General features: G+C 45.8%; 21 protein-coding genes and 1 pseudogene. 6 read left to right on the top strand and 16 right to left on the bottom strand.

Features of this window, described 5'->3' with window-relative positions:
• Positions 1–58: 58 nt before the first annotated feature.
• The 3 genes from V7L29_RS27440 to V7L29_RS27430 form a co-directional block, all read right to left on the bottom strand.
• The gene (locus V7L29_RS27440) at positions 59–358 is read right to left on the bottom strand and encodes a hypothetical protein (protein WP_334692764.1); all 300 of its coding nucleotides are present in this window, start codon (positions 356–358) and stop codon (positions 59–61) included.
• Positions 359–534: 176 nt separating this feature from the next.
• Positions 535–1,659, bottom strand: a complete 1,125-nt coding sequence (gene bchI, locus V7L29_RS27435; RefSeq protein ID WP_334737432.1) for a magnesium chelatase ATPase subunit I — start codon at positions 1,657–1,659, stop codon at positions 535–537.
• A 345-nt stretch (positions 1,660–2,004) separates the two neighbouring features.
• Positions 2,005–2,190 carry a hypothetical protein gene (locus V7L29_RS27430; protein WP_334737431.1) on the bottom strand — a complete coding sequence of 62 codons (186 nt, stop codon included), beginning with the start codon at positions 2,188–2,190 and terminating at the stop codon, positions 2,005–2,007.
• Positions 2,191–2,462: 272 nt separating this feature from the next.
• Here V7L29_RS27430 and V7L29_RS27425 point away from each other — a divergent pair, with 272 nt between their 5' ends.
• Both V7L29_RS27425 and V7L29_RS27420 read left to right on the top strand, forming a co-directional pair.
• Positions 2,463–2,861, top strand: coding sequence for a hypothetical protein (locus V7L29_RS27425; RefSeq protein WP_334737430.1), 399 nt, complete (start codon positions 2,463–2,465; stop codon positions 2,859–2,861).
• Between the two features lie 36 nt (positions 2,862–2,897).
• Complete coding sequence (locus tag V7L29_RS27420; protein ID WP_334737429.1) at positions 2,898–3,092, top strand: hypothetical protein; 195 nt, start codon at positions 2,898–2,900, stop codon at positions 3,090–3,092.
• A gap of 53 nt (positions 3,093–3,145) precedes the next feature.
• Here V7L29_RS27420 and V7L29_RS27415 read toward each other — a convergent pair whose 3' ends face one another.
• On the bottom strand, positions 3,146–3,883 hold the full coding sequence (locus tag V7L29_RS27415; RefSeq protein ID WP_334737428.1) for a Ycf66 family protein: 738 nt from the start codon (positions 3,881–3,883) through the stop codon (positions 3,146–3,148).
• Positions 3,884–3,930: 47 nt separating this feature from the next.
• Here V7L29_RS27415 and V7L29_RS27410 point away from each other — a divergent pair, with 47 nt between their 5' ends.
• Positions 3,931–4,158 carry a hypothetical protein gene (locus V7L29_RS27410; RefSeq protein WP_334737479.1) on the top strand — a complete coding sequence of 76 codons (228 nt, stop codon included), beginning with the start codon at positions 3,931–3,933 and terminating at the stop codon, positions 4,156–4,158.
• A 634-nt stretch (positions 4,159–4,792) separates the two neighbouring features.
• Here the strand turns inward: V7L29_RS27410 and V7L29_RS27405 are convergent.
• The 7 genes from V7L29_RS27405 to V7L29_RS27375 all read right to left on the bottom strand — a co-directional run bounded on the left by V7L29_RS27405 (position 4,793) and on the right by V7L29_RS27375 (position 10,525).
• Positions 4,793–5,233 carry a hypothetical protein gene (locus V7L29_RS27405; protein WP_334737427.1) on the bottom strand — a complete coding sequence of 147 codons (441 nt, stop codon included), beginning with the start codon at positions 5,231–5,233 and terminating at the stop codon, positions 4,793–4,795.
• Complete coding sequence (locus V7L29_RS27400) at positions 5,230–5,967, bottom strand: SDR family oxidoreductase (RefSeq protein WP_334737426.1); 738 nt, start codon at positions 5,965–5,967, stop codon at positions 5,230–5,232. Before V7L29_RS27400 ends, V7L29_RS27405 begins: the two co-directional genes overlap by 4 nt.
• A 140-nt stretch (positions 5,968–6,107) precedes the next feature.
• Positions 6,108–6,917: an alpha/beta fold hydrolase gene (locus V7L29_RS27395; RefSeq protein ID WP_334737425.1), complete on the bottom strand. Its 810-nt coding sequence runs from the start codon at positions 6,915–6,917 to the stop codon at positions 6,108–6,110.
• Positions 6,918–7,364: 447 nt separating this feature from the next.
• Positions 7,365–7,715 carry a cupin domain-containing protein gene (locus tag V7L29_RS27390; RefSeq protein ID WP_334737424.1) on the bottom strand — a complete coding sequence of 117 codons (351 nt, stop codon included), beginning with the start codon at positions 7,713–7,715 and terminating at the stop codon, positions 7,365–7,367.
• A gap of 135 nt (positions 7,716–7,850) precedes the next feature.
• Positions 7,851–8,594 carry an SDR family NAD(P)-dependent oxidoreductase gene (locus tag V7L29_RS27385; protein WP_334737423.1) on the bottom strand — a complete coding sequence of 248 codons (744 nt, stop codon included), beginning with the start codon at positions 8,592–8,594 and terminating at the stop codon, positions 7,851–7,853.
• Between the two features lie 201 nt (positions 8,595–8,795).
• On the bottom strand, positions 8,796–9,560 hold the full coding sequence (locus tag V7L29_RS27380) for an SDR family NAD(P)-dependent oxidoreductase (protein ID WP_334689697.1): 765 nt from the start codon (positions 9,558–9,560) through the stop codon (positions 8,796–8,798).
• 56 nt (positions 9,561–9,616) lie between these two features.
• A complete protein-coding gene (locus V7L29_RS27375) occupies positions 9,617–10,525 on the bottom strand; it encodes an NmrA/HSCARG family protein (protein ID WP_334689698.1) in 909 nt (302 codons plus the stop codon).
• A gap of 131 nt (positions 10,526–10,656) precedes the next feature.
• Here V7L29_RS27375 and V7L29_RS27370 point away from each other — a divergent pair, with 131 nt between their 5' ends.
• Together V7L29_RS27370 and gndA are read left to right on the top strand one after the other, a co-directional pair.
• Positions 10,657–11,574 (top strand): LysR family transcriptional regulator, encoded by a 918-nt coding sequence (locus V7L29_RS27370; RefSeq protein ID WP_334689699.1) that lies wholly within the window; start codon positions 10,657–10,659, stop codon positions 11,572–11,574.
• 755 nt (positions 11,575–12,329) lie between these two features.
• A pseudogene (gene gndA / locus V7L29_RS27365) lies at positions 12,330–13,751 on the top strand (NADP-dependent phosphogluconate dehydrogenase); the annotation flags it as partial.
• Positions 13,752–14,426: 675 nt separating this feature from the next.
• On the opposite strand, the gene V7L29_RS27360 reads toward gndA, so the two are convergent.
• The 4 genes from V7L29_RS27360 to cax form a co-directional block, all read right to left on the bottom strand.
• Complete coding sequence (locus tag V7L29_RS27360) at positions 14,427–15,164, bottom strand: DarT ssDNA thymidine ADP-ribosyltransferase family protein (protein ID WP_334737422.1); 738 nt, start codon at positions 15,162–15,164, stop codon at positions 14,427–14,429.
• Positions 15,161–16,366, bottom strand: coding sequence for a serine/threonine-protein kinase (locus V7L29_RS27355; protein WP_334737421.1), 1,206 nt, complete (start codon positions 16,364–16,366; stop codon positions 15,161–15,163). Before V7L29_RS27355 ends, V7L29_RS27360 begins: the two co-directional genes overlap by 4 nt.
• Positions 16,350–16,511 carry a hypothetical protein gene (locus tag V7L29_RS27350; protein WP_334737420.1) on the bottom strand — a complete coding sequence of 54 codons (162 nt, stop codon included), beginning with the start codon at positions 16,509–16,511 and terminating at the stop codon, positions 16,350–16,352. Before V7L29_RS27350 ends, V7L29_RS27355 begins: the two co-directional genes overlap by 17 nt.
• Positions 16,512–16,632: 121 nt before the next feature.
• Positions 16,633–17,766 carry a calcium/proton exchanger gene (gene cax / locus V7L29_RS27345; protein WP_334689701.1) on the bottom strand — a complete coding sequence of 378 codons (1,134 nt, stop codon included), beginning with the start codon at positions 17,764–17,766 and terminating at the stop codon, positions 16,633–16,635.
• Between the two features lie 592 nt (positions 17,767–18,358).
• Between cax and V7L29_RS27340 the strand changes: the two genes are divergently transcribed.
• Positions 18,359–21,097 carry a DUF3536 domain-containing protein gene (locus tag V7L29_RS27340; protein ID WP_334737419.1) on the top strand — a complete coding sequence of 913 codons (2,739 nt, stop codon included), beginning with the start codon at positions 18,359–18,361 and terminating at the stop codon, positions 21,095–21,097.
• A 161-nt stretch (positions 21,098–21,258) separates the two neighbouring features.
• Here V7L29_RS27340 and V7L29_RS27335 read toward each other — a convergent pair whose 3' ends face one another.
• Positions 21,259–21,504 (bottom strand): HNH endonuclease, encoded by a 246-nt coding sequence (locus V7L29_RS27335; protein WP_334737418.1) that lies wholly within the window; start codon positions 21,502–21,504, stop codon positions 21,259–21,261.
• Positions 21,505–21,507: the final 3 nt, after the last annotated feature.

Raw genomic sequence — 21,507 nt, 5'->3', positions numbered from 1 at the left:
TCTAATTAATTTTTTAATTTTTTACTCATAACTCATAACTCATAATTTATAACTAATTTTAAAGAGTGTACATTAAGTCAGCAAAGCCATAGAGGCTGATGATGAGCAATAGAGATGCTGTTACTTGGGTTATTCGCGTCTGGGGTGAGGGGGCGATCGCTTCCCGCACTAAGATAGAAATAGATGCCCCAACTACTAAGCTCAAGCCTAAAATTAAATATGGTCGTCTGTCGGGTAAAAAACTCGCTATTGCCAGCATAGCGATCGCTAATAAGAGCATCAATAATTCTACAAACCTGGGCGGATTGTATTGGCTAGATAGAACAAAGCTGTTGAACCAAAAAGACCAAAATCTCATAGTCAGTGCTGAATGTTGAGTTAAGAGTTTGGAGTTTGAAGTTAGGGATTGTGAGTTATATAGTTAGTGTTGAGTGAGGAATTAAAGTTGTGAGTTATGAAGCAGTTTTCCATTCAAAACTCTTAACCAGAGGCGGAGCGTCTCCGGCTTTGCTCCTAACTCCTCACTTTTAACTTTTAACTCCTAGCCCCTAACTTTTGACCTGTGCCGTTTTTTTGTGCAGCATCATTTTCTGGTAGTTCGACGCCAAAGACGCGGCTAAAAGCTTTGGCGACTTTGTAACCAGAATCAATCGATTCTAAGGGGTCTTTCCGCAGTCTGTGACGCAAGCATAGCGTAATTACGCGGTGGATATCATCAACTGTAACTTCAGTCCGTCCTTCAAATGCTGTTAAGGCTTTGGCGGCGCGGTTACTAACAATGTCACCCCGCAAACCATCTACATCCAGTTCTGAGCAGACTTCAGAAATTTTCACCCGCAGTTCATAGTCAATTTTCACTTCTGGCAAAAGCTGTTGAGCATTGACAATTTGCTCTTGCAATGCTTCTTGTTGGGGTTTGTACTTTTCGAGAAATACTGGAGGATTTTGGTCAAAATCCGCCCGTTGTTCCACGATTTGCACCCGCAAGATTGGTTCTTTTACTGTGTGAATTTCTGCGTGCATGCCAAAGCGATCAAGCAGTTGGGGGCGCAGTTCGCCTTCTTCCGGGTTTCCAGAACCCACAAGAACAAAACGCGCTGGGTGACGGATAGAAATACCTTCCCGTTCTACAGTGTTCCATCCACTGGCAGCGGAGTCGAGTAGCACGTCTACAAGGTGGTCATCTAGTAAGTTGACTTCATCCACATAGAGAATGCCTCGGTTAGCCTTTGCTAGCAGTCCCGGTTCAAAGGCTTTGACACCTTCAGATAAAGCTTTCTCGATGTCGATTGTGCCACAAACTCGGTCTTCTGTAGCTCCTAGCGGCAGGTCTACCATTTGGACTTTTTTCTGAGTTAGAGGAATTTCCGCCCCTTGTTCTAACAGTTGGCGGACTTCATCGCTCATCAAGTCCGGGTCGCTAGGATCGCTACTGAAAGGGTCATTGGCAACCACGGAGATTTCTGGCAGCAGATCCGCCAGCGCCCGGATAGTTGTGGATTTCCCGGTACCGCGATCGCCCATGATCATTACACCACCAATTTTGGGGTCAATCACGTTCAATAGCAACGCCAGTTTCATTTCTTCCTGGCCCACAATTGCCGTAAAAGGAAATACTACGCGACGCGCACTGGCCGTGGATTGAGCAGTTGGACTCACTAAATTACCTTAACAATATTTTTCTTATTACAGTTCTTTATTGTGACACAGGTAGGGCGTGGGCGATTGTGAAGATGAGGCAGATGAGGAGCACAGAAGCACGGGAAGCAGGGGGACAAGGGAGAATTACTAAACAAGTTTCTTCCTTGCTAGTTGCCCTCAAAGGCTCAGATTTAGCAACGTTCTTAACGTAACTTCGTCCTATATTCTGAAATTAAGCGATGTTTTGGCACTTCTTATTAAATTGTAGAATAAATCTTTCCCCTGCGTTAATATTGCGAACTAGAAAATAATCCAAAATTTAGATGAAATTTTGGCTTGCTTCTTTGGCAATAAAATATTCCATTATCCTTGAGTCTCACGCGCTTTGCGTAATTTCTTTGACAGTCGCGCCATCACAACTTCACCATCTACTACGTTTCCACGTTCGATAGAAGCAAGCCCAACAGCTATTTTTTTCTGGATTTCTTCTTCCCATTCCTGATAACCCTTCTCCCATTCTTCCAGCAGTTTCAATGCTTTAGCAATCACATCTTCAGCATTTTCATACAGCGTATTTCAGGTAAATGAAGTACACGGGTAGGGGCACAACCATGTTCCCTACGATTATCTGTACCTCACCTTGGCATAGCCCAAAGTAGAGAAGTTGCAATCTGCTCTATCTACCTGTAGCAATTCGGGTTTGTATAAATTGCTCGTATTCCGCTTGAAGTTGGATGTTCAGAATTTTTATCCCTAATTAGTTAAGAGCGTTCCCCAAACTATGCTCTAAAATTTATCTAAATTCATTAAAGCCTTAATTTATGCTTTTTACAGAACTCATACCGCCGCTTAAAGAATTATCCCACACTGATAAACTTTTACTAATACATTTCCTGGCAGCCAAATTGTTGAAGGAATCAAGTTTAGTCCCATTGGATGCTCAGAATAAAATAGCTAGTCAAGGCTTATATGATTCTTTTGAAACTGCTGCTGTTTTAGCAAAGACACTAGTAGAAAAAAAGCGGCAACACATGGTTGATAAAGTTAGATTTGTATTTACTGAAATAAATCCAGAACTCAGTGCATTAAGTATGCTGCCTTATCTACCGCTAATTTTCACTTCTAAGAATCGTTTTATAAGTGTATCAGGTTTACTAAATACTGGTTCTAGTGTCAACGTATTGCTTTACGAAATCGGGTTAAGCCTGGGAGCAGTTTGAGAAGGTCAAAGGCTTTCCGTTCCATTGGGTGGTAATTTGGCTAGGTTTGAGGCGAGGGCATTGGTGTTGATGGCAAATGTTGAGCAATTTCTTACAGTAGAGCTAGCTTTTGCTTGGACAAGAGATAGAAACGTCCCATTGATTTTAGGATACATGAATTTCTTTTTAGCGTTTGATGTGTGCTTCTATCGTTTTGAATTAGCATTGGAAATTAGCCCTAAAATAGTCTAATAGAAATAGTGAAACCCAACATCATATTAGGTTAACGTTGGGTTTCACTGCATTCAACTAGCTTGATTTGGCGGTATTGCTTCCGGTGGCGTTTCCGCCGGAGGAGCAAGTACCGCATCCGGCGTAATTTCTTCTACGGGAATCGGTTGCTTGTCCTCAATTTCAAAATCTGCTTGCGCTGCTTCCACCAATTCAGGAGATGGGGGATTTGGTGGAATCACTTCTGGTACACTCTCGGTTTTTGCTTCGGTGTCGATAGTAACTGTCTTTTCTGCTGGTTGTTCTGGTATAGAAGTAGTTTTGTTGATAATCTCAACAGCAGGTTTCTCTGCCAGTATAGAGGTAATGTCTTCAGGTTTGGGGGTTGTGGGTGGCTTTTTACTCACAGTCTGTTGTACCTTATCTTTCACGCCACTGAAGCTGCTACCAAGACCTTTTTGCAACTGGCCCAGCCGTTCCCGAAGGGACAAATTATTCACCTGTTCCTGAATACCAGTTTTCACCGTCTCAGGACTGGGTACTTGGGTTTGTTGTGCCTGCGGAGTCAGTTGCCGACGTAATGATAGAGTTTGCCAGCCAAACCAGACCAAAAGAGTCACACTAGCCACATGACCCAGCAACAAACCCCCAGTAATGCGTGGTGCAAACACCCATAAGACTAAGGCGTAGAATAGTCCTACACCACTCCAGATAAAGTCATTTTTGCGGTGGATTTCTGGGAAAAAGAAAGCTGCTATGTAAATGGCTAAACTACCAAGACCGACCACCAAGGCTAGGACATATGCCAGCATTATTTGGTTACTCCTTTGACTAGGGATTGGGGATTAGGGATTGGGTATTGGGTATTGGGTACTCAATACCTTCGCCAAAAGAAGAGGATGAAGAGAGAGGGCGCTCTGTAGTAGAGTTATTGTCTTCCCAAACGACAACTCAAAAGCTACAACTTGCCCATGTTCGATATCCTATCACTGCTACAATACCTACTACCGCAAATAAACGCTACGACGATGCGCCAATTGAACCACATAATCATGGCCATGTTAGCAATGAGTGGCCCAATCACTAAAGAGGAAAGGGGGGAGGGGGCAGTTCTTGCAGAGGGGAAAACCCTATAAATAAATTTATTGGCTCTGAAAACTTGGACCGAAGGCGGAGCGTCTCGCCTGGGCGCATTATTTCTCATTGCACTCTTTGCTGGAAATAAATATTTTTCCCTTGAGCATAAATAAATTTAGTTGCTCTGAGACCCTTGATTACTGGGGAATTCCAGAATCTTTCTCCCCCTGCCCCTGCTAGAAAGCTCCCTGCTCCCTGCCCCCTGCCCTTATTGTGTACGAAAATACGCAAGGGAAACAGAGTTCAGTTAGCAAGAAAGGCAGAGGGCAGGAGGCAGAAGGCAGAAGGGAATTCTGATTCCTGCCCTCTGCCACGACCGTTGGCGCAGCGTCTCGCACAGAAGGGAGTAAGGGTTGAAGCCCCACACCAAAATCTTTGATTTGGTGTCTTGCAATCAGTGTAGGTCTGTTAGCGAAGCGGGCGGGCAACGCCCGACAGCCTACACTGATTGCAAATCTTCTGCCTTCTTCACTGTTAGGACTTACGCACACTCTACGATTCTTGGCGTCTTGGCGGTTCGAGAAATTAAGCTTTTTGGCGATTTTTGCGTAAGTCCTAAGTGTATTTCAGCCAAGCATATTACATCATCTCTCTTGACAATCTCTCACGTTGAATTCGCCACGTGCTAGCAAAATCCCTGCAAGCGAGAAGAAAGTGGCTAACCCGTGATCAACCCCAGCAGCCAAGTTGGGCGTGTGCAGGCCCAGCAGCGGCCACGGCAACCACCAGCCCCCATAGTAAAACAATGCGGACAAAAGCATAATCGTCCAAAGTACTGGCTGACGCCGCTGCGCTGGCTGGAACATCACAAAAAGCATAATGACTACTGTCCCAAAGGCAAGAGTAAACCCACGGAAAGCATGATAGTTGGTGTGTCGAGGTCCTAACGGCAGCGCTGGCGCCTGAAAAGCCGGATCAAAAGCCAGCACTAGCGTTTGGTATATGCTGACGGCACTGAAGCCCACCCCCAGGCAGAGTAGAACGCGGCTCAGCCGCAAAATGATTGGCTTGCTTCGCTGGCTCATAAAACCACCTCGATACCGAAAGACACCTCGCAACCTTGCTCTGCCCATAAGATCCCTAAAGACCTTGCCATGTTCCCTGTACCAATCGTGCCAGTTTTCATGTTAATCATCGCCGCCAGTTCTACGCGGTTGACCATGCCAGGGGCACATAGCTCAAACGTGCCGTAGCCCAGCTTATCTTCCGTCAGCGCCAGCGCCGCCACTTCTGCCACATCACGGTAGTCTATGTAGCACGCCTTCACTTGTTTGGAGTCGGGCGGAGAGGAGGAAACCTGCTCAAGTGCGGCGCTCCAGCCGTTATCAAGATTCTGCATGAACATGGTCGGCTGCAAGACGGTGAACTCCATGCCCGACTCGTACAACGCTTCCTCAACCGGACATTTGGCTGGATGGTTACTCAGCTTGGAGATCGATGGGTGAATGACACCAAAGAAGACGAACTTACGCACATCAGACGCTTTGGCAGCTTCAACCATCGCCACGCTCAACTTTGCTTCATCCGGTGCGAAGGCAGGGTTGAGATGAAAAACACTGTCCACACCACTGGCGGCAGCGCGAAGACTGTCTGGATTTTGTAGGTCTTTGATCGTGGTCTCCTGCGCTCCCTGTTGTCGCGCCGCATCCGACTTACTCTCATCCTGCACCAGTGTCCGCACCGTAACGCCCCGCTGCTTCAACTCAGGCATGACGAGGCTGGCATACTTACCAGTTGCTCCCACCATCAACACTTTCATCGTTACCTCCTTTCGCTATCTTATTGTCTTCGTGCTCGTCAATTCGATTGCCACATTACCGATGGTTTGTGCTACCTACGGGCTAGGCAAGAAAATCAACATCTTATACCTGAAGCGCACTGAAAGTAACAGACTCTGGGTTAAGCCTGTTGGATCAAGAATTCACTCAGCCGCAGCAGGTAATCCGGTTGCTCGTCGGGGATGAAGTGACCACAGTCGGGTACGACACCGCCCTGCACATGACGAGCCACGCCTTCAAGCATCGGCTTCACCTTCTCGCCCAAGCCCAGAACTCCACCTAGTCCCACGCGCACGCCGACCGCTCCGCTAAACGTGCGTAGGTACTCAGTCACGGCGACTTCTTCGATAGAGGCACCTTGATCGTGGGTGTCGCCTTGGTAAAACCAGGTCAGGAATTCTCGTTCCTTACCGATAAGCAGCCGCTCAGGAATGTCGGTGGCTAAGGCAAAATCCCACCACCATAGCCCCCCGTTTTTGGTGCCTTCTGGGGTGAAAGCGTGGATTTGTTGGATATTTTTCGCGGTCAGCACTGGGTTGTCGAGGTAGACCAGCGCCTGCACCTCATCTGAGTATTCGGCAGCGTAGAGCAGGGCAGGAGGAGCACCCATATCGTGGGCGACGAGGATGATTTTTCCCATTAGTCCTAAGTGCTGCACTAGCGTGCGAAAATCCTCAGCCAGGGTACGGACATCGTATCCGTGGTCGGGCTTGTCGGAGTCGCCGTAGCCACGCATGTCGGGGGCGATGACAGTGTATTGTTTTGCCAACACGGGCATGATTTTGCGCCAGCAGTACCAGGTTTCCAGAAAACCGTGCCAGAGCAGCACAACGGGGCCCTGTCCGCCGCGCACGTAGTGCAGTTGCACGCCGTTAGCTTGGGCAGTGTGATGGGTAAAAACGGTTGGGTCAATACCAGGCAGCGTGTTCATGTGTATTTACCTGAAGCCTAAAATTTGGTGTTGCCAGTAGTGATACTAAGTGTTTGCTAAAACAAGGATGGGAGCAGCGACACCAGCACGCCATTGGTGTCGCATATACCAGTTTCTAAACCAGTGGATTTGTTGGCTCGAAAACGCCCAATGCACTTTGCTTCAGCGCGGCGGCGTAGGGAGCTTCCACGTCGTGGGTAATGAAGGTCAATCAATTTTGGATTTTAGATTTTAGATTTTAGATTGACCCCAGCAATCAAGCCAGGGGCAAGTCAATTAATGCAAGGATTTTGGATTAAAGAATTATTCTCGCGTTTAAATTCGCAAGTTTCAAACCTTTTTAAATTTTGGATGCAAGTCCTATTCAATCCAAAATCCAAAATTTAAAATCTAAAATTCGGTGAACTGCAATCTAGGCGGATCAGCACGGTTCGCTAGTCAAGATAGTCAGGCGGGAACTACCACGCACCACAGATGCGCTATTGTATCTGTCTCATTCTTAAAGTTATGCACCACCCCGCCTTTGGGAATGTTGACAAAAGAACCCTTCCGGGCAACAAAGGACTGGGCTTTAGTTTTAACCACGACTTCCCCTTCCAGGACGTAAAAAGATTCTTGAAAGTTGGCGTGTGCGTGAGGACCTGGTCCACCTTGTGGCGGTATGAGCATGTCAATGGCGGCGTAAGCTCCTCCAGTTTGTTCACCGGTGATAACAAGGCGGTAGGTATCACCTACAACCGACAGAATCTGGCCGTCCTGAGCATTTACAGTTGTAAGGTCATTGATTGGATTTTCCATGATGTTGAATTCGATCCTTTTTTAGATTTACCAAGTTGCCTTATTTCGATCCACGGTCAATACGTCGCACTGAGCGCCCGAACTGTAAGTAGAAAATTATCTGTGGTCATCCAAACGCGATGGTATTTCCCTTCACTAGACGAAGTTGTTTCCACCATCAACATTGATTGTCTGACCGGTTATGAATGCTGCGTTATCTGATGCAAGGAATAGTACTGTCCCAACCAGATCATCGGCAGTTTCTCGTCGCTTGATCGCTCTTGCTTCTGCCTGCTTGTCGAGTACACCGGCAGGAAAAAGCGCAATGACGGGTGGTGTATCCGTTATGCCCGGAGTAATGGCATTGACGGTGATGTTGTGTTGTCCGAGTGCGTTCGCAAGTGACCTGGTGAACCCAATCACGCCCGCCTTTGCAGCGACGTAGTGGCATTGATCTGGCGTTCCTGCAAAAATACTTCCAGAGCTCGTATTAATGATCCGCCCGGCTTTGCTGACCTTGAGCAATGGAAGGAGCGATCGCGTGACCAGAAAAGGACCATCGAGATTGATTGCACAAACCTCGCGCCATTCAGTATACGAGATATCCTCGAAAGGTGTGACTGGAAATTTACCTGCGTTGTTGACCAGAATATCGACTGCACCCCATGTCTGCTGTACCTGGACTGAGAGAGTCTTGCAGCTTGACTCACTGCTTACGTCTGCCTCGATCGCCAGCAACGCATCTGCTGAGCCGAGATCAAGTACCAATTGGTTAAGCGCTTCCGTTCTGTTATCGACCGCACAGACCTTCGCGCCCTCTGACAGAAAGCGGCGCGTGATTGCGCTACCAATTCCTCCAGCAGCACCAGTAACAACTACGAATTTGTTCGAGAATCGCATCGTTTGCTCCTTTAGAATGTTTAGCAGGTTTCGTGCCAATTGGGCTGTGAGGCATCAATTACAGGTTATTGTCAGCTTTTGGTGAAAACGGGTGCGATCGCACTTTTCATTCAATGGAATTTCAGGTTTCACAATATTCACGCATTCTTCAGTCACCAAAACTGAGCAAGAACCCATCTTCCGCGCCCGGATGAAGTAGCTTTAGAGCCTTCCACCGTCAACAGCAAGCGTGCTGCCGGTGACATAGGAAGCGTCATCGGAGACTAGAAATGCTACAGCTGCAGCGATTTCTTCCGGTTGAGCTAGGCGCTGTAATGACGCCTTGCTTTTGAGCAAAGCCTCGGTCGATACGTCCTGTAGAGCCGGGTGTGTGTAAAGCTTCCCATTCTCTTTCGCCATGTCCGTCGCTGTACCGCCTGGTGCAATTGCGTTGATGGTGATCCCACGCTCTCCCAGTTCAGGAGCCAAGTTGAGTACCATCGCCGAAACAGCAGCTTTGCTTGCGGCATAGAGCGTGTGATAGAAGATCGAAATCTGGGCGCTAACGGAGGAAGTCAGCACGATACGTCCACCGGACGGAAGGTAGCGAGAAGCAGCCTGCGTGACAAACAACTGACCGGCAACATTCACACTGAACACACGCTCGAAATCTTCCGGGGTGATCTCCTCCAGCTTTCCGAAATGCTCGATACCAGCGTTGCTCACCAAGATATCTACTCGTCCGAAAGTTTTAACGACGTCGTCCAAAAGAGTATGGCATTCGGTCGGTTTGCTGACGTCAGCACGAAACGCTTGAGCTTTGAACCCCCTACTGTTTAGTTCAGAAACCAATGCTTCAGCGGGCTTGGCATCTTCGCGATAGTTGATGGCGACAATCGCACCTTCGCTTGCCAGTCGGGTTGCAATCGCTTTTCCGATGCCTCGACTTGCCCCAGTAACAACTGCAATCTTTCCGTTTAATTTCATTTCACACCTGATTTTCTGCGAGTGAACAATCTGTTGTTTGACTCTAAATCACTATCCTATAGACCTTTTGACTCAACACCAGACGCGCTTTCGGCTGGTTTTGCCCAGTTGTGGTCGCGCAAATAGGATTCAAAGTCGGTCGGTGCTGGAAAATCGCGTTTCAACTGCGCTAGATCCGCCCTGTAGCCAACGTTCTCAAGCCAGCGATACATGATGGTCACTTCCTCCCCGGCTTGCTGCTCAAACGCTTCAAACGGAATTTGTTGGTATTCGACGTTTTTTCCGAAAACGCGGCTGAATGTGGCAGCGATTTCCGTCATTGTCATATTTACACTGGCGACTTCCTGTTCACGGTTCAAGAAATCAGTGGGACGATCAAACACCTCAGCGACCATTTCCCCGTAATCTTCTTCGGAAAGTTGCTGCAATTTCGTCTCAGGACTGAGCGGCTGCGAAAGCGTTCCGGCTTCAACCATTGGACGCATCGCGTTGTAATTGTAGAAAAAGAAAACAGGACGCATCATCGTGTAAGGCAAACCAAGCGATCGGATGTATTCTTCGACTTGAAACTTGCTGTCAAAATGCGGAATGCCCGTGTTGCGTTCGGCGCTCCCCACCGAACTGTAGACGAAATGCTGGATGCCCACCGATGAAGCTACGTCTGCGACCGTTTTGCCGTCGCGGATTTCGGCTTCTAATCCGCCTTTGAGGAAGGTCTGTATCGAAAAAACGCCATAGGCACCTTGTAGAGCGCGATCAAGGGAAGCGCGATCGCTAAATTCTCCGACTACGAGTTCTGCCCCTGCTTGTTGGAGTGCTTGAGCAGCGGGCTTGTTTGGGTCACGCACAAAGGCACGCACCTTGAAATTTCCGTGCTGCAAAAGATGACGCGCCACCGCGCCGCCCTGATTGCCCGTAGCTCCGGTGACTAAGATAAGTCGTTCTGCGTTTATTTGCTGTGTCATGCTTGTTTTTTGATACTGTTTGCGTATCTGAAATTTCCGGACAGTTTTAACAGTAGCTTATACAGATAAAGAGAGAAAGTAGTTAAAATTCAAAGCACTTATGCAAAAAATTCAAAGATGTGGTTGCGTCAATGGACAAGCTTAAAAGCCTGATGATTTTTATGCGCTCTGCTCAATATGGCAGCTTTTCTGAGGCAGCCCGACAGTTAGGCATGGCTCCGTCAGCCGTAAGTCGGGCTGTATTGCGCTTAGAAGATGAGTTGGGGGTGCGCTTGCTCCAGCGGACGACTCGCAGTTTGACGCTGACCGAAGATGGCAACCGATTTTATCAACGCACTCAGCAAATTCTCAACGATTTGGAAGAAGCCGAACTCGAAGTCAAACAATCGCAATCCATGCCGATGGGAACATTGCGATTGGAGCTGAGCTTTGTGTTTGGCAAAATGCATATCGCTCCGGCTCTGCTGCAATTTGCCGCACAATATCCGAAGCTAAATCTGAATGTTTCTTTTAACGATCGCCTGATCGATCTGATTGAGGAAGGCGTTGATGCGACTGTGCGGATTGGAATCAGCAGTGATCGCAATTTAATCATGCACCACCTGGCAACTGCACGCTACATCACTTGTGCCTCGCCGCAGTATCTCGCTCAGTATGGTACGCCCACAACGCCCACAGAACTATCGCAGCATCGCTGTGTCAACTTTATCTATCCACAGACTCGGCGAGAAGCTAACTGGAAATTTGAACAAGACGGAAAATCGATTGATCTTGCCGTTGACAGTTATCTGCGATTTGATAACTCAGAAGTCATTTTAGAGGCGGTCATTCAAGGAGCCGGTGTGGTGCAATTGCCCAAATTTATTGCAGCAAACGCGATCGCCCGGGGCGACCTCCAACCGATTCTCCAAGCCTACGCGACCCCAGTCGGATTACGGATCGCAGTGTTGTATCCGCAAAAACGCTATCTCTCGGCTAAAGTTCGCGTCTTTGTTGAGTTTATGAGAGAATTGACGGCTGCTTTAAAGCGAGATGATGTTGTAGATTGAAAGGGCGTTGTTGCACGAACAGGAAAGATGGTAAATTATACCCAATACCGTTGCCAATTTCCGAAAGTTCAACACCTGTAGAAACAGCACTTTATCACCTGTTCTATTTGAATCGGAAAGGAGTGTCTTTCTTCGATACTTACTAACGATAATGTAAAGAAAAATAGTCCTGATATAGGGAAAGCTTGCTAGTACAGCACGGCGTAAATAAGCAGACTATTGAAAAGCCCTAAAGAGCTTATTCCATAATACTTTTGACTTTTTAATTTTGATGTTCAATGAGATATTCAAGATCATCGTGACTCGGACGCTCATTGCTAACATGGCCAGGATTATCTGGTTCAATTGGCGCATCGTAGTCACACTAATCTACACTAATCTTTGGTAGCAGGTATTATAACATAACAGTGCTAGGATGTCGAACATGGGCTGTTTGTAGCTTCTAAGTTGTCGTTGTGGAAGACAATAACTCTATTACATCGGCCCTATCTCTTCATCCTCTTTTTTTGGCGAAGGTATTGAGGTAGTAGGAAAGAGTTTCTCAGTCCCCAGTCTCTAGTCCCCAGTTCGCAATCCCTTAACTAACAATTTTGCAAGTTAATTGTTGATTTAGATACAATTTAAAATTAATTATCCGTGTTAGTTGTGGATTTTTGTCGTTTATTCAACTCTTAAGGTCTTCTTTAGGAGAGAACGGAAAATCTCGGATTACGCTTAAAGTAAAAGGATCTGCAAGAGTTAGCCAGAAATTTTTTATGACACTACAAAGCTTTGGTGTGATTGGATTAGCCGTTATGGGTGAGAACATCGCTCTAAACGTGGAGCGCAATGGCTTCCCAATCGCAGTATACAACCGCTCACGCGATAAAACCGACAAATTCATGGCGGAGCGTGCGCCAGGACGGAACGTCAAAGCCGCCTTTACCCTAGAAGAATTTGTCGCTGCATTGGAACGTCCTCGCAAAATCCTAGTAATGGTGCAAGCTGGTAAGCCAGTAGATGCAGTAATTTCTCAACTCAAACCCTTGTTAGACGAAGGCGATATCATTATCGACGGTGGCAACTCTTGGTTTGAAGATACAGAACGACGCACTCAGGAATTAGAACCCGTTGGACTTCGGTTTATCGGTATGGGTGTTAGTGGTGGTGAAGAAGGTGCGCTAAATGGCCCCTCACTGATGCCAGGAGGTACAGAAAGCTCCTACGAATATCTGTCACCAATTTTTAATAAAATTGCTGCCCAAGTTGATGATGGCCCTTGCGTAACCTATTGCGGTCCTGGTGGTGCAGGTCACTACGTCAAAATGGTACACAACGGTATTGAGTACGGCGATATGCAGCTGATTGCAGAAGCCTACGACTTGCTGAAAAATGCTGCTGGACTAGACCATAATCAGCTACACGAAGTTTTTGCTGAATGGAACACCACCGACGAACTCAATTCGTTTTTGATTGAAATTACGTCAAAGATTTTCCCCTACATTGACCCTGAAACAAATCTACCCTTAGTCGATTTGATTGTTGATGCCGCAGGGCAAAAGGGAACCGGACGCTGGACAGTGCAAACTGCAATGGATTTGGGGGTTGCTGTACCGACAATGATTGCAGCGGTGAACGCCCGAATAATGTCTTCTTTCAAAAAAGAGCGGGTAGCAGCATCTAAGATACTTACAGGCCCTTCTGGCAAGTATGAAGGAGATACCAAAGCTTTTATCAATATGGTGCGAGATGCTCTATATTGCTCGAAAATCTGTTCTTACGCTCAAGGCATGGCACTGTTAGCTACAGCTTCAAAAACCTACAACTATAACTTGCATTTAGGTGAATTGGCGCGGATTTGGAAGGGTGGCTGTATTATTCGTGCTGGATTTTTGAATAAGATTAAGAACGCATTTAATGAAAATCCAGCGCCACCTAACCTGCTGTTGGCTCCGGAATTCAAGCAGACGATTCTCGATAGACAAACAGCTTGGCGCGAAGTGTTGATAACATCAGCAAGACTGGGAATTCCAGTACCAGCATTCAGTGCGTCATTAGATTATTTTGACAGCTATCGACGCGATCGCTTGCCCCAAAACCTTACTCAAGCCCAACGCGACTACTTTGGGGCGCACACCTACGAGCGACTTGATAAGCCCGGAGTCTTCCACACCGAATGGACACCGATTTCTGAAGCATCAGTGCAAACTTCCACACCAAGAGAGCTGCAAACTTCAGAACCAACTACACCTACAACATCTACAACTTCTCCAAAAGTTTAGAGAGTTTTAGTTTGTAAACAAAGAAAGTGGCTCTTTGAGAGTCACTTTTTTTGTCAATTCTCACTATTAATTGTTAATTATTCATTGTTAGACTAATGCACTTTTAATTTGCATCTTTTTCATTTTGAAGTAAAAGCATCTACGGCAACGTGCGAATCAAGAACGATTTAGCAAGTAATCATTAGTTAAGTATTTGGAATCAATTTGGTGTTCCCGTGGAAGATAAATCGCAACCGGAATTCCTATATTATGCAAATAACGACACATTAGCGGCCCTACTTCAGCCCAATTTAAGTTGCCTAAACCACAACCCAAAGCTGGCATTGCCAAAGACTAAATACCAATTTCATGACAATTTTTTCTAACCCAGTCTAAGCCACCTTCAATGTCTTCTAAACGAGAGTTTTCTCGCCATTGTCTTTTAGTAGCAAACGACAAGAACCACTTTACAGCATTGGAGGACACTAGCGGAAGGCTAAGATCAGCTAGTTCTTGATCTAAAGAAGCTTCCCGTTTATAAAGATAAGGTTTTGTGGCAGTAAGCTGTTGATTCCGGCAAGCATCTTGATAAACTACATATACGTCAGGAAACTAATATTTTGCCCGTGACGCTAATCCTTTGCCCATTATGCCTTGAAGATTAACACTAATCGTCAAAGTTTGCATATTTGAAAAAAACATATCCCCATCAATCAAGGAAATATTAGTCCCGATACGGGCAGCAGATATAGATTGGAAGAACATATTTGGTTCAGGAACAACAGGTATTTTAGCTGAACCTATAATTGTTTCGACTCGCTCTTTAGCCTTATAGTCTGCTACAAAAACTGAATGAACAAGTTCTGGGCTGATTTGCTCAGGAACCAGGCACTCAGCCATTATCTTTCGTTTGGAACCATCAAGTTCATTCCACCATTCATTTTGAATAATTTTCCATTGTTTCTGAAGTATTTCTATTCCTTCCTTAATAGCAAAAAATTGAGTTGGCTCATTGGCAGCATTTCCATCTGTAATTAGTCCTCCTACTGCTGTAAGTACATCGGGTTTGACTCCAACAACAGCAATATCTCTTTTGTCCTTTTCATGAACCACCCGATACATCATTGGGTTACATGGCTGAAAATATAAGTTAGCGTATTCCCACAAACTACTCCTTGCAGGCGTAGACTTGTCTTTACGCTTGCTAACAATTTCACTATCGTAGATTGGTGTATATAAAACTCCTAGTTCCTCAACTTTTTTGTGAGATAAGATACCTCTTTGAAGTATCGAGGGTAGATTTTCAATATGTGTGATGTAATAGAGGCTTTTTATATCTGGTTTTCTCATTGATTTGGCGTGTTATTCTTCCCAAGATATTTGGCTTTCAATTCTTCTAATTCTTCATCTATTTGGCTTTTACTAGAAGGCTGGATTGATTGTGTTTTCGGTTGATTTTGATTGTTATTTTGGGGTTTAGCTTTGCCAATAAATAGAGTTTTCATTTCCTCTAATTCTAAATCCATTTGGCTGGGAGTTTTCGGGACAACCGCAGGTGGAGAAGTTGGTTGTGTACTCAGGGGTTTTGCTAGGGAAGCAGGTGTGGCTACTACTTGCGACTGTTGATTTAAATCTTTGAAAACTTCATCTACTGTTTGATAACGCCGAATTGGAATACTTTCTAACATCTTGTTGAGAATGCGGCTCAACTCATTACTGACGGGAGTTTGTAAGTATTGCTGCCAGACCCAAGTATCGTTGTTAGTATCATAAGAATCGAAGGGCGATCGCCCAGTTAATAAATTAATACAAGTCGCACCCAAACTGTAAATATCGCTGGCGAAAATAGCCCTACCTCTCATTTGTTCAGGGGCAACATATTCTGGACTGCCAATACTAGTACCAGTTTTATTTAAGGCGGTGCCAGTGGTAGATTTAGCAGCACCAAAATCTACTAAAACTAGATCCCCCCGACCCCCCTTATTAAGGGGAGCAATATTTTCTTCCCCCTTTTTCAAGGGGGAACTAAGGGGAGATCGACGAATAATATTTTCTGGCTTGATATCGCGGTGAATTACGTGTTTGGCGTGACAAAATTGTAAAACTGACAATAAATCATTTAATAGTTGCCGGATTTGTATTTCATTGAAAGCACCTTTATGTGCCAATTCCTGGGGTAAGTTTTGCCCGTCGATAAATTCTTGTACAAGATACTGCCGATCTTCTTGGGTAAAATATGCCAGTAGTTCCGGAATTTGGGGATGTTTGCCCAATTCATCTAACTGCACCGCTTCTTGGTTAAATAACTCTACGGCTTTTGCCAGAGTGTTAGTGCCTTGGGCTTGGGGATAAAATTGCTTAATCACGCAGCGTGGTCTGGAGGGTTTATCCTCATCTACAGCTAAGAAGGTTTTGCCAAAACCACCTTGTCCGATTGGTTTGATAGCACGGTAACGTTCTTTGAGAAGTAACTTGGAACCGCAAGTCCGGCAAAACTTGACATCATTAGGATTTTCAGGCTTGGGACAATGGGGATTAAGGCAGTAGCTCATACAGGCGATCGCTCTTATATGTCTTTATTTTCTCCTGTCCCAGGTAAAAGGGTGTAATTAACAGATTTTGGATTTTAAATTTTGGATTTTGGATTTGTGTCACCCACAAGGAATGAAAGCGCGTAGCAAGACGTTGGTTCGGCATGACACCAAAAGAATCTAAAATCTAAAATTGGCTTGGTTATCACCCATAATCAACAGCGTAGGCGCAGCCCGTCGTAGACATCGCGTTGGGTTAAACTATGAGCGATTGCACTGCTAGTTACCTACCCCACTGCATCCATAACTGGATGGAAGTAGAAGGCAAACCCCAGCACTGTATACGCAGCTAATAATAAAGTGCCTTCCAGCCAATTAGACCTACCATCGGAACTAATAGTGTTTGCAATTAACACTGACACAACCACAGCTACTAATTCAAAGGGTTTGAAATCCAAATCCATTGGTTTACCCAATATCCGCCCTGCTATAACTAACACGGGCGCGACAAATAGGGCAATCTGCATACTTGATCCCACAGCTACCGAAAGGGAAAGATCCATCTTATCTTTCATCGCCACGGTGACTGCTGTAGCGTGTTCAGCCGCGTTACCGACGATGGGAACCAAAATTACCCCTGTAAATAGCGCCGTCAAACCTACCTGAGATGTGGCCACTTCTAGAGAATCTACTAGTAATTCTGATTCAATTGCTACCAATAAAGTACAGAGAAGCAGCACGCCAACCCACAATGCCATATTTGGTTTAGCATCAGATATTGATATTTCCTCTGCTTCTGCTTCTGCCTCCGCTAAACCCACATCGTATAGATAGGAGTGGGTTTTCATTGAAAATAGCAGCGTTAGAGCATAAACCAGAATTAATACAACGGCAACAGCAATAGAAAGATTTTGCAGCGTTTGTTGGTTAATTCCTTGAGAAGTGTAATTCATCGCCGTTGGCATCAAAATGGCAATCACCGCCAAATTCATGGAAGCAGCATTCACCCGCGCCACAATTGGCTGAAATGTCTGTTCTTTGTAGCGCAGTCCTCCCAGAAGCATGGAAAAACCCATCACCAGTAGTAAGTTGCTAATAATCGATCCCGTGATACTAGCTTTGACTACATCTATTAACCCAGCGTTCAGCGCGATTAAGGCGATGATTAGTTCTGTAGCATTGCCAAAGGTAGCGTTTAACAAGCCCCCCAATGATGGCCCCACTACGACAGCAATTTCTTCTGTGGCTGTACCCATCCAAGCTGCTAAGGGCAGAATTGCTAATCCAGCTGTAATGAAAACTATCAATTCTCCCCACTCCAGAAAGTGGGCTGCCAGGGAAACCGGGATAAACAGCAATAAAACCAGAAGAATAATGTTTTTTGTTGACATTTGTTGTCTTGAGTTGAGGGTATCATCCACAGCGAGGAATCCTAAGTTTTAAATTTGGAGTGCTGAATTGAAAGTTATTTTCAATTCAGCACTCCCATAGGATACTCTCAACCGTCTGTAGAGCAATTCAGAAATTGTACTGTTTTCAGTTCACTACTGTGTATGTAAAATAAAATTGCGATTTAAGAAGTTTTCGTAATCTTTTGTTGCAAAACTATGAATTTGAGCCAAAATATTACACCAAAAATGGGGTTTAATATATTAAAAGACAATTAAATTTTGATTGGCGCCCAAGAAGAGAAAACCCCTAACTGAGGCCTTGTTCAATGGATAATGACTTTGAGCCTTTTGGGAAAGGGCTGTCTTGCAAAGTTCCTTTAAGTCGGCAGAGCCGACGACAGTCGCCTCAAGTCGGGAAACCCGCCCACGGCGCTGTCTCCCCAACGGACTTTGCGCTGTGCGATAACGCAGATTTCCCATTACAATAAGACAGATTTGTCAAAAATTGGGTTGGATTCCATAGTTGTTGTTCATACCGGATTTTGTGTTCAAACCATTGGAGAAAGGTTTATGCACAGACTTTTCGGTGCAACTGCAAGTTTTTTGTTTTGGATAAATATACATGACTTCTGCTGACCAAATGCCAGCTAGTGGCTCAACGTTAACATTAGATTCAGATCCCAATAACACCAAAGAAACCGATCCCCTGAGAAAGGCTAATGGTGTTTATGTGACGGTGCATGGTCATTTTTACCAGCCACCAAGGGAAAACCCTTATCTGGACGCAATTGAACGCCAACCGAGCGCTGCACCTTTCCATGACTGGAATGAGCGGATTCATTGGGAATGCTATCGCCCGAATGCCTTTGCCAGAGTCTTAAATGACCGAGGCGAAGTAGTGGGGATCGTCAACAATTATGAGTATTTCAGTTTCAATATTGGGGCAACGCTGATGTCGTGGCTAGAACGCTACGATGTGGAGGTTTATCAGCGGATTTTAGAGGCGGATGCGAAGAGTAGCCAACGCTTGCATGGTCACGGCAATGCGATCGCGCAAGTATACAATCACATCATCATGCCTCTGGCGAACGAACGCGACAAATATACCCAAATTCGCTGGGGTAAAGAAGACTTCCGCTCTCGCTTTGGCCGCGATCCCGAAGGCATGTGGCTAGCGGAAACTGCTGTAGATTACGCCACCCTAGAAGCTCTTGTTGCTGAGGGTATTCGCTTCATTATCCTTGCACCGTCTCAAGCACTGCGTTGCCGTCCCCTCCCCACTCAAGATCATCCCAATCCGGAATGGATCGAAGTTGGCGGTAGTCAGATTGATTCCACCCGTCCCTATCGTTGTTATTTAAAGCCCACACTAGGCAGTTCATTTTCACCTCTGAGTGCGATGGGCTACGCCCCGTTGGAGGCGATCGCCACTAGTCCCAAGGAGAGTGGTACAGAAGAATTACCCTATATTGATATCTTCTTCTACGATGGGCCGATATCGCGGGACATGGGTTTTAGTGATGTCGTTTATAATTCCACTCACTTTGCCGGACGTATTGGTTCAGCAGTACGTGGGGATCATCGTCCAGCACAGTTGATTTCTGTGGCGACAGATGGGGAAACCTTCGGACATCACAAGAAGGGAACAGAGAAAACTTTAGCCTACGCCTTTACCAAAGAATTTCCTCAGCAAGGTTGGACGGTGACGAACTTTGCCCACTACCTGAGCTTAAATTCTCCCAGTTGGGAAGTGGAATTAAAGTCAGTTACAGCCTGGAGTTGCGCCCACGGTGTCGGCAGATGGGAAGATGACTGTGGTTGCGGTGGGGAAGGCAGTATTTGGCATCAAAAATGGCGTCGTCCCTTGCGGAATGCTCTAAATTGGCTGCGGGATCAGCTAACTGAGGTGTATGCAGAACATGGTAGGCAATTATTTCGTGATCCCTGGCAAGCACGAGATGAATATATCCAAGTAATGCGCGATCGCTCTGCTGGCAATGTCAACCGTTTCCTCGCCCGTCATCAAACCCACAAACTAACAGCAGCCGAACAAGTAGATGCCCTGCGCCTGTTGGAAATGCAGCGTCACGCTTTATTGATGTTCACTAGTTGCGGTTGGTTTTTTGAAGAAATTTCCCGTCCAGAGGGGACACAAATTCTGCGCTACGCCGCCCGTGCTTTGGAATTGGCGGGGGAAGTGGCTGGTGTGCAGTTGGAAAAAGGCTTCGTCAAACGTCTTGGTTTAGCTCCCAGTAATGTCGATGACTTCAAACACGGTGCGGAAATTTATCGGCAACTCGTGTTAACTGCCCAGCTTGGCTTTAAGCAAGTAGCAGCCCATTACGCGATTACTTCCCTGTTTAGCAATCAGAAACTAATAGAGACGCGCAATTCTCTGCCGAGAAAAGATGCTACGGACAAACAGTCTCAGCGTTACCACAAAAAGGTTTATTGCTACGCTGCCAATGAGCTAGATTACCAACTGCAACGTATGGGATCGCTAACTCTGGCTGTGGGAAATTTAAAGCTGGTATCAGAGATTACTTGGGAAAGTGAGCATTTGGTATTTGCGGTTCTGCATTTGGGAGGGTGGGATTTCCACTGCTGTATTCAACAGTTTACCGGGCGGCGTGACTACAGCCAATTAAAAGAAAAGCTGTTTGGGGCACTACAACAAGCTAGTGCGGCTCATACTATCTTGGTGATGACACAGCTATTTGGGGAAGAGGCTTTCAACTTGCAAAATCTATTTGCTGAAGAACGCCACCGGATTATGCGGCTGCTTAGTCAGGAAACACTGACACGTTTAGGACAGTTGTATACCCAAGCCTACCGTGATAATTATGGTGTGCTGATGGCGTTTCATCGAGATGAAATAGCAGTACCGCAAGAATTGCAGGTAGCAGCAGATATTGCTTTAGGGCATCGCTGTCTGATGACATTGCGATGGCTTGAGCAAGATATCGCTGATCCCCAAAAGAGTTGGAATCACATATTAGAATTGGAGGCGATCGCTACTGAAGCAAAACATCTGCGTTGTCGGCTGAATATTCCCGACGGTAAGCAGATGTTAGAACAGTTAATTGCGCGATCGCTCTGGCAATTGTTGTACGATGCCAATGATAGTTTTAATGCAGAGATCCAACTATTGGAGCGATTGATTGATGTCGGGGATCAATTAAATATTGATATTTCTCTACAGCGATCGCAAGAGCTATATTTTAGTTGTCTACACAGTCAGATAGCGCCGGTGTGTGTCACTAACCTTGAGAATGAAGGAGATAATCAGTGTCTTCAGTTGCTGAAGTTGGGCAAAAAGTTAGCCGTTGATGTCAGCATGATCTCAAATCAGTTGAGATAGATGTAGGGGCGCACAGCGGTGCATTGGTGTCAACTTAAGCCAAAACCTCGTTTCCAGCCTCTGGCTGGAAATGATCCTCATTGCGGCTCTGCCGCGAGTAAGAAAGGCGGAGCCTCATAGAAAACATTCCTAGTCGGAGACTAGGAACGAGGTATGAACCATCATAAATCAAAATGGCGTTGGAAGCGGGGATCAATGTTGTCTGTTTTCTGCTGATTGCAGGTAAAGCAGAGAGTTTGGAGATTGCTGATATCGTTTTGACCGCCACGAGCGAGGGGAATGATATGGTCAATGCTAAGGTTAGTTTCTCTAGTAGTTTTACTGCAGCTTCGGCATTGGTATTTGTCACGTTGAAAAATATATTTCTTTACTGACGGCGGGATACGAATGCGGGGAGTTTTGCTCATTTC

It is taken from the genome of Nostoc sp. (assembly GCF_036916575.1).
In the GTDB taxonomy this organism is placed as follows: Bacteria; Cyanobacteriota; Cyanobacteriia; order Cyanobacteriales; family Nostocaceae; genus Nostoc.
Note: the sequence above shows the minus strand (reverse complement) of the source record. Positions and strands in the feature narration are given on the sequence as shown.